Raw genomic sequence first — 14,680 nt, 5'->3', positions numbered from 1 at the left:
TCAAAATAAAGTCAGTTAAAACTTTTAAAATTTACAAATTAAATTTTAATTTTTATTAATTTTTTTCAATTTCTAGCGCCTTGTTTTTCTTTTTGTTGTAATAATAAGCCGCAAGAATCATAAGAACAAGTCCTATAATAGTAAATCCAATCCAAGCTCTAATACCATTTGTCATTGGAAGAGATACTTTCCTATTAATAATTTGCATTACATCAGAATTATCTGCCTTTGGCTCAACATAGTCTACATAAACATAAGATTTTTCATCGTTTTGTTTTTGCTTTTCTATGTTATCAAGTAAAGCTTGTAAATTAGCTGGAATTCTTCCAGAATTAAAACTATACATAGCTTCAACTGTTTTTCCATTTGCAATTAAGCTTGTTTTTATTTCATCATTTCTAGCTACACCATAGTCTAGTGCATTTACCTTTATTACAATCTTATCAGAAGATTTTTCAGCTCCTGCAAGTTCTTTCAAACTAAATTCTACTCTCTTACCTTCAAATTCTGTTGGTAAATTAGTAGCTATATTCGCATCAGCTTTTGTCTTATCTGATGGTTTTTCTCCTTTTTTAAGTCTATAAACATCTACTTTTCCAGACCTGTTATCTGTATTATTGATGTAGTCGATTATAAATTTATCGTTATCAGAGTAAGTTCTTTCTTCGTTGTTTGGATTTATTACATAATACATTTCTAACAATCCAAGACCTGAAGTAGTTCTGTTTGTTAGTGTAGCATAAGCTACTGTATCATTAGCATCTGTAGATTTTTCATCCTTTTTAATATTTCCAACACTTGCTTGTGATTTTACTCTAAGTTTTCCATCAATTATAGCAAATTCTCTTACATAACCATCAACTTTTGAATATCCATCTGGAGCTTTAACTTCTTTTAGTGCATAGTAGCCATTCTCATAGAATTTAAATTCTATAAGTCCATCATCTCCTGATTTTAGAATATTATCATCTGACTTTGTATAACCTAGCGGAGCTTTTTCAGATTCTTTCAAGAATATTCTTCCCTTACCATTATTTTCTTTGTATAAGACGAATTTATCTTTTTCGTAATCTGCATCTGGATTTTCTTTATAATGAAGTTCAAATTCTGCACCAGCAAGTTGTTTACCATCTTGGTCAGTTTTCTTAAACTTAATTATTTGCTCTTTAAGATTTACAATTTCGATTGGAACAGTAGAACTTATTTCTTCAACTTGTTCGCTTCCATCTTCTTTGACTATTTTTCTTACAATTCTACCAGTTTTTTCAACAGTAAACTCGTAAACAGCACCTTCAATTTTTTTATAACCTGTAGGTGGATTAAATTCTTGTACTTGATAATCTCCTTCTTCAAGATGATCAAACCCAAACGTTCCATCTTCTTTTGATTCTTTATCAAAACCATCAACATACTTAAAGATTCCATCTTTTGTATCTTTTTTGTACAAACCAAATGTTGCACCCTTTAATGGATTTTTCTTTGAATCAACCTTTTTAAATAGTATTTTATTAGGTTTATTTATAGCTTTTATACTAAACTTAGCTTCTCCTGTATTTTTTTGTTTAAAGACGTAGATACTATTAACTCTTTGTACATAATATCTTGTTATAGCATCTTCAAGAAATACTGTTGATTCATAATCAGTTTCTTCTCCAACTTTTAAATATCCTGTGACTTTTACTATATAAGAATCATTTTGGCTAACATTTGATCTTTCTAAAAGATAATTTGCACTTCCACCTTTAGGAACACTCTCCCAATAAGCTTTATGATACTTAGTTGTTCCTGGGCTGTTATCATCAACTCCAAAAGATTCAGGCATGTATAAGTTAATATTTTGACCAGAATTATTATTCAATGCTTGTGTTTCTATTTCCAAATTAGTAACTAATTGATTTGGTCTATAATAGAAATTCAATGGACCAGATGTTTTTCTTAGCTTGTTAATGTAGAAGTATTGTTCAAACTTACCAGTTTTTACATCAAAGCTTGTTATCTTTGATGCCATATTAAGATGTGTATTACCTACTATATTTTCAGCCATTTCTGGATCATAAGTTACTTGCATGTTCTTATAATTTTTAGTATCATTTCCTACTCTCATTCCAAGATTTTGAGTAGAAGAATTTTGAACTTTGTATAAGTTAATGTGGGCTGTTAAAGCATTTGAAAATTCTATCAATTCAAATTGTCTAGCATAATCAGTGAAAGTATAAATTATTCTATTATTTTCTCTGTCATACTCTCCTTTTGCTATTGTACCAACTCCATCAGCAAAAATATCTATATTCTTATCTTCATTTCTCAATATTCCCCATAGATCAATATTGTCACTAAGATTTAATACAAAATAATCTCCAGGATTAATATCAAGTCCATCCTTTGGTTTGAATTTATTTTCAAATAACATACTTTGGCCAAGATGAGGTCTTATTTCATCATTTCCTGTAGTATTATCTCCCTTTTGCTTGTGCGGTCTAAGAATTTCTATACTTGAATCAGTCATTTCTATTGAGTCAGTAAGATTTTTCCCAGTTCTTTGGATAGGACCACTGTATGGGTCAAGTTTATCTCCACCGATTGTAAAGTTCCAAACACTATCAGATTTTACATATCCTGGAGGAGATTCAATTTCTTCAAGCCTATAATTTCCTATAGGAAGTCCTTCAAATGTTAAAGTTCCATTTTCTCCAATAGTTTCAGTATATTCTGATTTGCTTACAGGCTCTCCATCTTCATTTTTCTTCGCACTCGTTCTTGTTAGTTTGAATTTCGCTCCGATTAAATCGCCTGCTTGATTTTTAAATCCGTTTAAACTTCTTCCTTTATCGTCAACTTTATTTACACTTATTTTACCTTTTCCAGGTTTTTCGTTGATAATTTTACCCATGTTCTTAGCAGTTGCTGCCGTTACATAGTCAATTAGTTTACCGTCGGTTTCTGTTCCATCATAATGGTAAATTGATTTATTTTGGTAATTTATTCTAATATATCCATTTCCTTTTGGAATAATTTTTTCGTAACCAGTAGTTGGATCTGTAATTACTAAATCTTCCTTTGAAACTTCTATATTAAAGTCTATAATTGGATCTTTAATTTGTTTGTAGCCATTTGGTGCCTTTACTTCCAAAACTCTATAACGGCCTTCTTTAAGACCTCTAAATCCAAAATATCCATTGAAAGCTGATGATACATATTTTCCTTCAACATCTTCCCAGCCATATTGTGGACCTAGATAAGTTTGAATTTTAAATACAGCACCCTCTAGTCTATTTTTAGTAATTTTCGGATCATTTATGTCTAATCCTTCTTCATCTCTTCCATGTTTAGAGAAAGTTATATTGTAATCAGACTGTTCATTGTTAATGCGTAGTCCCTCGTTATCAACAGTTTCACTATTGTTAGATTCATACAATGAATTGATATTGGCACTTGTAGTTACTGATGAAAGTTTTTCTACCTTATCTCCAATTGCAGGATAAATTCTACCAGTATCCCACCATGTTCCACCAGTATCATACCAACCTTTACTCAAATAGTTTGGATATTTTCCTTTTTCATTTGGATTTTCCTTATTTGATGTGCTCATTTTACCAAAATTAGTATCACCTGTAACACCAAGGTTAATATTACCTAATTGATAAGAACCGCCATCAACAAAACCATAGTTTTTATCAGCTCCACCACGGTGTTGGAATTTTCTTTCTCCTTCATAGAAGTCGACTTTTATATCAATATTTTCTAATTTTTTAATATCATCTCTATTTTTAGGAATTCTATCAAAATATCCTTCAATGTCTATAAAATAAACACCCTTTTCAAGATTTAATTGGTCTTCATCAAATCCCCAATCGAATGGTCTCCATCTTGCAGTATTAACCATTGAAACATTTTGATTTGAAATGTCGTACTTGTTCAATACTTCATTAATATCTACACCATCTGGGTTTTTGATTTTATAAGTTGTTCTATAAGCAGTTTTTACTCCTCCAGTTTCTGTTGTTGGAGCTGCTGCTGTACCATAATCTCTTTCATCTCTTTTTATTACTGGATTTATTTGTACATTTATTTTTTCATTTCCAGTATATCCTCTCGTATCAATATAGATTCTTTGAACATAAGTTCCTAGAGTTGTATCAATATTTGTAATTTTTGATGAATATTTTATTTGAGCATTAGGATCATTTAAGTTTTCTCCAGCTTTTGCCTTATCACTTGCAACATAGTTTGCTGGTGTGTACTCAGGACCTGTTGATTTAATAATCAATTGTCCTTTTTCTTCAATAACATGGAGTTTCCATGGAGCTGGAACTTTTTTGTAGCCAACTGGAGCTTCCACTTCTTCTACTTGATAATAACCATCTTTTTGTAGTTTTACAACTTCTCCATTTTTATCAATAAATCTTACCAAACCATTATCATCTGATGTAGCAGTCACTTCATCAAATTTTTTATCAACAGTTGTGTAAGTTTTATCTGTATATTTTTTAATAGTAAACTTTGCACCTTTTATATACTTACCATAAGATTTTTGTTTTAAGATTTTAAATTCTATACCAGTTTGTTTATTTGTAATTGTTGCTGTCTTATCTGATAATTCTTCTCCGTCAACTCTTGTTCCTCGACGTTGTTTTTTATCAGTTTTTGGCTTAATCTCTTTTACAAATTCAATGTTATAAGCTGCGATTCTTTCGCCTGCTTGTTTTTCTGGTACTGGTAAATTTTCTGGCCAATCAGCAGGTTTTTGTGCATCTGGTTCATTTTTCCTATCAAATGTTACAGAATATTTATATTCAGCTTGTCCATTTTCTCCATCTACATCAACTACTATCTCGCCTTGTTTTAAATTAGGATCGTCAGTTGTTATCGTATCGAATGGAATTTCTTTTGTTAAACTTACAGGATTTGTTGTTCTAGATTCTGGTCTTTTCTTTGTACCATGATGATATTCGTTAGGAACTGGTGCTGGATCTTCTTTTGTTTCTTCTGTTTTTTCTTCATTTCCAGTTGCAACTCCATTAGCTAGCTCTCTCTTATATTTTCTATAAAGTTTACCAGCTTTTCCTTCTACCGTCCAAGTTTCATCCTCATATTTGTCAGGTTCTGGAACATCAATTGTACTTGGTTGAATATCATTTTCAAATTTCCAAACATAATCATAAGTTATAACTGGGCCTTTGTTAATTTTATCTTCACTTGCGTAAGATTCTCCAATCCAGTTTGTACTATATCTTGGGTTAGTTGTGTTTGAAATATAATCCGTTCCTAGCCCTATTCCTTTGGTTTCATCATAATAGGTTTCAACTTCTACCAAAATATTTCCTGTGATATTTGCATCGACTTTATCAGCTTTTATTCTAAATTTCCCATTTTTGTCATATTGAACAAATACAACTTTATTAGTTATATCTGTTTTTGTGCCAATATTATCTAAGCTATCACCTGTAACTTGATATACCGTAATCGTTGCTTGTTTTGGAGGATTTTTTCTTACATCAAATTTTTCAGGCTGACTGTGAATTTCTATTTTACGAGGTTTTTTACCAAATGTTGATTGTCCAAATAAGAATACTTGTCTAAATTTATTATCAACTTTATTTATTTCTGTCATTCTAGTTTCTAAAATGACCTTGTCATTTGTTGATCTTTTAATCTTATCATCTAAGTTTGTTTTTTCAGATCTTTCTGGATCGATTTTTTCCCAATCACTTTCAGCTCTTTGTGCATTTTCCAAAAGATTTCTTGGATTTATTTCAGAAATTTCAAGTCCTTCATTTTCATCTCTAGAATCTTTTGCCATTCTTGCAAGATAGTAAGCTCTATTATTTATTAATTCTTCATTTGCAATATCTTTATTGGAAAGTGATCTTTCTGACTTATAATTTAAAAGTGATGTATTTTGGGCATTTTGATTATTTTGTTTTATAAAAGTTTTTCCCTCAGCTGTAATTGTTACTGTCCAATCTGTGTCTACTTTTTCGTAACCTGAAGCAGGGCTTTCTTCTACCAAAGTGTATGTTCCTGGTTCAAGATTTGTGAAAGTTATCATACCTTTTTTGTCGGTTGTCATATATCTTTCATCTTTTGATGGATCTGGTCCTATTAGTTTGAAAGTTGCTCCTTCTATTGCTTGATTAGGATCTAGCTTTCTTACTTTTTTAACTTTAAATTGGAATCTTTCTTTTTCGTTTGTTACATCAAGTGAATCATCTGAAATATAAGTACCTTTTATATTTCCAGCCTCTCCAATTATTGGGTCAGATTTTTTAATACCTGAAACTTTTTCGTAGTAATCACTCTTCCAATAAATTTGATTATCTTCTGAGTACCAATCTAATCCAAGACCAACTCCACCATCTTTATTTTTGTATGGAACTTTTACATCAACTACTATAGGTTGGTTTGTAGGAGGCAAGGTCATTGCCAAACGGTTAGGTTCTCCGTATCTTCCTACTTCTGCTTTTTCAGATTTTTTAACTTCATCTGTTATATCTTCTACATTGTAATTTGCAAGTCTTACATCTGAAATTAATCCTGTTACTGGCTTATCTAATTTGAATACTTTGTATTCAGCATCTCCATCATACCAAGTCATATTATCATACTGTGGTTTTTCTCTGTGGATTGACACTTTTGTATTTTCTTCAATTTCGGATGCTTCTGGATTTATTATAAATCTTTGAACAACGTAATTTTTTTCTTCATTTATTGCAATAATTCTTGTTCCTAAGTAACGTGCGTTTTGATTATTTCCTGCCCAGCCTGTCCATCTATTATCATAATTTGTGAACTTTGATGTATCTCTTCCTTTCACATTAATCCAATTTCCGCCTTGAGCAAGGATTGATTTTATATCAGTTTGTGTTGAATCTGAAACATAGGTATAAACTTTTGTTTTTCCGTCACTTACTTCAAGAACCCATTTTTGATCAAGCTTTTTATATCCTTTTGGAGTTTCGATTTCTTTTAGAACGTATGTTCCATCTTGCAATTCCTTATTAAATTCAACTAAACCATTAGCATTTGAAATTCCTTCTGCTATTGTTGTGGTTTCTTTTTTATCTGTTATTGCAAATTTTGCTCCTTGTAGAGCCTTGCCGTCATTATCTTTTTTGTAAACTCTAAACTTTGTTCCAGCTGGCTTATTACTTACTGGGATTGTTAGATATTTTCCTTCATATCTTCCGCCTACTCCAGTGATAGAATTTTCTGTAATTCTTACATTTCCATCGTCGTTTACTATAACTTGCCATTTTGTTTCAAGTTTTTTATATCCTTCTGGTGCTTTACTTTCAATTAAGGTATATGTTCCAGGCGCAAGCTCTGTGAAGTTTACTATACCTTCATTATCTGTAGACCTATTTATTGTATTTCCATTTTTTGAAGTTAGAGTAAATACTGCTCCTCTTAAATCTTTTCCTGTTGATTGGTCTGTTTTCTTTATTTTAAACTTACCAGCAGTATAAGGGAAGTTTGGCAATTTTACAATTTGAACATAAGTTTTTGGTATTTCTTTTCCAGATTGACTAGCAGCAGCTGAGTTATAATTTCCTTTTTGGTAAGATGCAGTTTGCCTATTACCATCAGACATATAATATAGTCTCCATTTTTGCTTATATTTTTCAAAGTCTGTTACTTTGAAAGTTTGCATTATAACGTAACCTTCATCTGCTGTAGAAATTGCTGGCACATCTATTTCAAGAGGGTGTTTTGCATGCTTATATTGGTTTATTGTTCCAGATGATTTAATATTATCTTTATTATATCTAACTGAAAGGTTACTTTGTCTATCTTGGAATGATGATGTAAAATCGTCTCTTGAATATACTAAATTATATATTTCAGGATTTTTTTCAGGACGTACACCATAAGATAAAGGCATGTATTTGAATTTTGTATTTACAATATCTTTTGGATTTCCATGAGTTCCATTGTAGTAATCTTTATATGGATATACTTTGTAAATTTGCATATTATCCAATTCATAAGCTGGTTGTCCATCTGCTGGGTAGTTCTCCATAAGTGGAACTCTTTCTTTTTGAATTGCTGATATCCAGTCATATCTTAAAGTCCTTGCTGCTTTCGATTTTTTTTCATCTACTGCGTTGTAGTAAGATACTCCTTTAAAATATTTTTCTCCATTTTCTTCATATATATCTGTATAGTAATTTGCAGTTAATGGTCCTGGTCCTTGATTCCAATACCATTCATAATCTGCATCTATAGTATATGAATCTTTTTTTGCTACCCCATCTGGATCCAAAGTATTTGTTACTGTCCATTTTCCACTGTATTGTGCCCAGTATTTATCTGGAATTATTCCATTTATATCTAGTTTTAAATAAGCATAGTTTTGTTTTTGATTTTCTGTAAATATATAAGTCAAAAGATTAGTTTGGTAGTCAAAATATGCTTTTGCTATAACTTGACCATTTTCATCTCTTAAATCTGGAATTTCGTAAACATATTGTACAAAATTCAAGTTAGGATCAAATTGTATTTTAAATACTGAACCTGGTCTTACTCCTTCTAGACGAGCCTCTGCGTGGTAGTGAAGTGATTCAAATTCATAAGCTTCCCATACACCTGGTTTATGTCCTATAGAACCTGATCCTGGTCCTTCAGGAAGCGTCATTTCTTGACTAGCATTCGATACTCTTAATTTTTCTCCTGTGTCAGCTATATCTTTATTTTCTATATAATAATCTATACCATTGGTTGGTGTACCAACTCCATCCAAGAATTTGGCTGTATATTTTACTGATCCATTTTCACTTACATTTACTTCAAAATAAACATCTGATTCATTGTGATTTCTTGGGGCTTTTTCTTCTTCTATTCTATAAGTTCCTGCTGGAAGTTTTCCAAAATCTGCTTGTCCATCTACGCCTGTTATAACTGTTTTTAATACTTTTCCTTCTTTATCTTTTAGGACAAAGTTTGCGTTTGCTAATGGATTTCTTTTTTGTCTATCATCATCTACTTTTATGATTTTTACAGATTGTTTTGGCAACTCTTCGTTTTGAATTTTTATTATGCTCTCATTGTCGTCTGCGTCGGCTGATGAAATATTTACATCTGCTTGTATCATTGCATTTTTTGATGTATCTTGTGGAGGATCGGTCAACCAATCGTAAGATACTGATGTAGATTCATTTCCTGTTGCTGTGACTTTTACCAAAAATCCCCAATCATTTGTAAATCTTTGTTTAGGAAATTTGATTTGTGTACCAGTTTTTCCAGTATAAGGATCTTTTTCATTTTTATTTGCTGTTATATCATCATCTACGCCTTTGTTTAGGACACTAGAACCAAGATTTTCTGCATTTTCAACTGTGCCTTGATCTTTCATAGCTTGTACAATTTTATCTCTATAGTATGGGTCGACATCAAATACTTCTACTGTTTGTATTTGTCCACCATTTACGTTTAGGTTTAATCTTGTATCTCTATTTGTTGAACCTCCGGTATAATTTGCTCTTGGTTTTAGGTAAATGTAGCTTGTTATATTTCCATTACCATCAATCTTTGCAAAATCCATTGAGTTCATATAATCTGGCCAACTTGGTTTTTGATTATGTTCTCTAAATTGGGTTTGAGTTTTTCCTCCTGTAATACTTACATTATTTCCGCTTACAGATACTTTTCCATTTTTAGACACTATAACTTCTTTTTCTTCTTGGTCTAATTTATATCCTGTTGGAGCTTTTGATTCTGAAAGTACGTAAGTGCCAGGTTTTACATTTGAAAATCTAGCTTGACCATTATCATCTGTGATAACTTCTCTTACTCCATTAGCATTTTCTAATTTAAATGTTGCTCCTGATAATTTTTTATTTCCATCTTTTGCATCGGTTTTTACTATTGTAAAGTTTGCATTTATGCTTTCGTCTTTTTCTGATATCCAGTTTACAAGATGATGAACTTTATCATCTGATTTTTGGTAATTAGCTACTTCTGTGTAGGTGTAGGTTTTTGTGCCATCTTGAAAATCAGCTGGGAATTCTTGAACTAATTTATGATTTATTTTTTCTTCTTTCCCATCAGCAGAAATATTCCATGTTTTTACCTTATCAAGTACCAAATCTCTTTGACTTTTATAGTCTGTTTCTCCAGGAACATCTATTGTTTTTATTTTATTTCCCTTTTCATCTTCAACTATAATTTTTTGGTCTGGAATTTTTTGACTATCAAGTTTATTCCAACTTTGATTTACTTTTACATCTTCATATTTATTTATGTTTACTCCAGCTAATGTATATCCTGCTTCGTCTTCATCTATATTAGTCTTGTATTCGTAAACTGCTATTCTTCCTGGAAGTTGAGGTTCGCTTGGATTTGTTTCTTTTTCTGGAATAGTTTTATTTAGATCTGTTTCTCCAATTTTTTCAACCATCTTGCCTGTTGTTGTATCTATTCCATAAACTGCCATTTTTGATGATGTTAGGCTTTGTTTTCCTGATAATTCTCTTGTTTGAAGAGGAAGACCATGATTTTCATCTCCTGTAGATACTCCATCTGTCACTGTCCATTTTGCAGAATCATTGCTTGTAAATTCTCCCATTATTGTAGTTCTATTATTCATTCCTATACGAATGGATGTATCATCTTTTACTTTTTGTTCAGGATACCCTTTATCAAAAAGCAATCTTACTGCACCAGTTTTCCCTCTATTTTTAAGTAAAACTGAAAAGTCTATCATGTATGTTTGTTGTTTTCCCATTATTGGTGTTTGGAAATTAACTACAACATCTTTTGTTGACTCTTTTAGGGTATGATTTTTGGATTCTCTTATACCAAATTTTCCTTCGATTTCATTTGTTGTTATATCATCTGAATCAATAGGTTTTCCATTTAAAATAATATTTTCAAAATTTTTTAAACCTGATCCTTTTACTAGAGTAGCATTTGAAATAAGTCCTAAATCCAGTAAGTCTTTTGTCGCTGAAAAATGTACTGTCCAATCAATTGCTGTTAATTCTCCATCTGTCAAAACAGGAGTACCATTTGCATCCATGTATACTTGGTAATCTTCTCCTTGATCTACAATTTCTAAAACTTGATGACTTCCTGGTTCTGCAATTGTATTTATTACATTTCCCTTATCATCTACTACAACTTGTGGCAATTTTGTTTCTTTTACTCCAGTTCCACTTATTGTATTTTGTATAGAATGCTTTTTAGCATCTCCATCAAGTTCTCTAATTTTTGTGACATTATAATCAACATCAATATTTAGAGGGATTTTTGCATTATCTTCAATTTGTTTTGTTATTCTATATGTGATTGTATTAGTTTTCTTATTATAAGAAGGGGTTGCTATTTGCTCATTTTTGTAGGTTATTGGTTTTAGACTTTTTGGATCTTTTACTATTAGTCTATCGTCAAGTTTTATATCAAAATGTTGACCTGGTTGTATAGAACCAGCTTGGTTTGATGTTTCAAACCTTGTCATAATTGTGAATTTGTTGTTTTCTAAACTAGGTTCACTTTCTCTATTTTGGTTTGCTCTTACTTGTACCTTTGCTGGTTCGTCTTGACCTAAAAATAGCATTCTAAGTTTTGGCATCAAGCCTTTTTTCTCTGTAGTTTTCTTTTCTTTTTTATCTTCACTTTTTTCTTGTGTTTGAGTTTTTTGTGAAGATTTTTCTTTTTGTTCTTCTTTTTTTGGTTCTTGTGCAGAATCTTTATTATCTTTATTTTCTGTGTTCTCTTTTGTATTTTCCTTTGATTCTACTTGGACTTCTGTTTTGCTTTCCTTGTTTTCTTTTGTATCTTCTTTATTGCTTTGTTCTTTTTTATCTTGTGAAAGATTTTCTTTATTAGAAGAAGATTTTTCATCTTGTACTTTTTCTTCTTGGCTTTGGCTTGGAGCCTTTTCTTGCTCTTTTTCTTCTTTAGCCTTTTGTTGTTCGGATTGTTTTTCTTCTTTGTAAGCTTTTAATTTATTGTAATCTTCTTCTAAGGAGTTTGTATTATATAATTTTATTTTATCTTCACGAATTAGGGCAAAAAGATCCCCTTGATTTTTGATTTTTAAATTTCCCTTTTCGTCTTTTTCGTATAGTTCGAAATCAGGATCTAGGCTTGTATATTTGATGAATTCTAAGTTAAATAATAATTTATCTTCATCAAATAATTTTTGAATTCCTTTTTCATTAAAATCAAAATCATCCATTATTTTTAAATCTATGTAGGAATAATTTTGACCGTAAATATTCTTATTTTCGTCTTCTTCAAGCTTTTCTAATTGGTCTTTTGTTACAATTTTATAGCCTTCATCTTCTTTTATGATTTCCAAATCAAGGTCAAGTCCTTGGGAATTTAGCATATCTTTTACTCGCCAATATTCCTTGCTTGCCTTTTCGTTTGTATCGAAATATCCATCTTCATACAATTTTAGGTCATTTCTTTTTATTAACCTAAATTTTGAAGTGGTATCGGGCATAGAAATTGCTATAGAAAATTTATTTTCGTCCTTTTTCTTTTTGCTTTTGTCATAAATTTCCTGTGATTTTAGGATTGAAAAATATACATCGTCATCATCTTTCATCTCCTCTAATCCCTTTATAGAATTTGGTTTTTCTTCTTCAGCTTTTGATGTGGTTGAAAAAGCTGGCAACATCACTTGTAAAACCATAAAAACAGCCATAACAAATGACATCATTTTTCTTAAAATCTTTTTCATAATAACTCCTTTTTGAAAATTCGATTTTTATTTATAATTAATATTTTTTCTTCTTTAATTAGCTTTGAAATCTAATTTTTTCAGTATAATCAATTAAAGAAATTAGTTATAATTTTTTTAAATTAAAAGTTGAAATTTCCTAATTTTTACACACTTCTAATTATAATTAATTATATAACTTTATAGTTTTTTAGTCAATCTTTTTTAGATATATTATTTAAATAAATGATTAATATAAATTTAAAATTTTGATGATTTTATTTTTTATGAAAAATTATTTTAAAAAATTTTTCAAACAAAAAAATCCTCTTAATTTTTTCAAATCAAGAGAATTTTTCAAAATTTATTTATTAAATTTTTCCAAAACCCACATATAAGATTCTTCTGTAATTTTATTCCAATAATCCCAATCGTGGTCGAATTCTTTGCCGTCTTTTTTGAATTGTGTATTTATTTCAGATTTTTCTAAGTCTTTGTTGAATTTTTCTATATCTTCAATGTTTATTTTTGAATCGCCTTCGCTTGCTCTAATATAAAAATTAATATCTTTTGTATTTTCATTTATAAAATTTGAAGGAAATTTTTCTTTATAAACTTCATCAGACCACATTTGCTTTCCATCTGAAAACGCCATATAATTTCTTCTAATTAGGCTATCTTCATCAAGTTTGTCCCAAAGTGTTGGGGAAATCAAAAGAGCTTTTGAAAACAAATCTGGATTTCTTAGTGAAAGGCTTGCTGCCCCGTAGCCACCTACAGAAAATCCTCCGATTGCTCTTTTTGTTTTGTTTGCATCTGTTTTATATTTTCCATCAATTTCTTTTATAAGTTCCTCTTTTATAGCTGATTCCATTTTTTTATCATAGTCGCTATCAACGAAAAATGAAGAAAATCCGTCAGCAAAGACAACAATCATTTTGTTTTCTTTATCTTTCATAATTTTATCTAGCATATCTTTTGTATTTGATTTTTCAAGAATTGAAGAAGAATTTCCGCCAAAACCGTGGAGCATATACAAAACTGGATATTTTTCATCGCTTTTTTCATCATAGCCATTTGGCAAATAAACTTTGTATTTCCAATTTTGTTTTAAAATTTCAGAATTTATTGACCCATCAACAACTTTTCCTTGGTCTTTTTTGTCAACATCAGATTTTTTATTTTTTTCTTCGTTTGATTTATTTGAATTCTTATTAGAATAAGCAATTGTAGGATCTGATGAAGGATTTTCCTTACTATTTTCATTTTTACATCCCCCAAAAATCAATCCCAAAGAAAGAATTCCTACTATTATTTTCACTTTATTTTTCATCATTAATCTCCTCAAAATAATATTGATTTTATTATACAATATGGAAAAAAATTCTTCAATCCACAAATTTTTTCACAAATAAATGCCATATTTTTACAAGTTTAATCTAATTTAAATAAATATTTAACTTTTTAATTTATAATTTCAAAATAAAAATCTCATTGTGATATAATAATTTTGCCTATTACTTAATAGGTGAAAGGTGGTGATTGGATTGATCACATCCGTAATGGAAAATTTTATTTTTCCCTTGTTGGTTGGTTTGATATTATTTTTTGTAAAAAAATATTATTCCGAAAACAAGTAAATAAAAAGACAGTAGTTGCGACCTACTGTCTTTTTTTTGTGGTGATTCCACATTTTTCACATCCGTATTCCTTGAAATTAATCAAGGGTTTTTTGACAAGAGTTTTCTTCTCTTACCTAAATTATATCACAAAGGACTTGTTTTTCAAGGCTAATGATTTTCATTTATTTATTGTGATATAATAATTTTGCCTATTACTTAATAGGTGAAAAGAGGTGATGAAATTGTTAACCTCAATATTGGAAAATTTTATTTTTCCCTTGTTGGTTGGTTTGATATTATTTTTTGTAAAAAAATATTATTCCGAAAACAAGTAAATAAAAAGACAGTAGTTCCGACCTACTGTCTCAGACTGTAGACAAAGTAGATGAAA

2 protein-coding genes are annotated in these 14,680 nt (G+C 30.1%); both read right to left on the bottom strand.

Translation table 11 applies throughout. From position 1 onward, the window contains the following. Nucleotides 1–55 precede the first annotated feature (55 nt). Nucleotides 56–12,688, bottom strand: coding sequence for a SpaA isopeptide-forming pilin-related protein (locus tag HMPREF2852_RS05490; protein ID WP_070606481.1), 12,633 nt, complete (start codon nucleotides 12,686–12,688; stop codon nucleotides 56–58). Between the two features lie 343 nt (nucleotides 12,689–13,031). Then, nucleotides 13,032–14,000 (bottom strand): alpha/beta hydrolase, encoded by a 969-nt coding sequence (locus HMPREF2852_RS05485; protein WP_261668132.1) that lies wholly within the window; start codon nucleotides 13,998–14,000, stop codon nucleotides 13,032–13,034. Nucleotides 14,001–14,680 lie beyond the last annotated feature (680 nt).

Origin of the sequence: Anaerococcus sp. HMSC065G05 (assembly GCF_001812365.1) — a bacterium.
GTDB classification, from domain to species: domain Bacteria; phylum Bacillota; class Clostridia; order Tissierellales; family Peptoniphilaceae; genus Anaerococcus; species Anaerococcus vaginalis.
The sequence above is the reverse complement of the archived record's forward strand: the minus strand, read 5'-3'. Positions and strand labels throughout refer to the sequence as shown.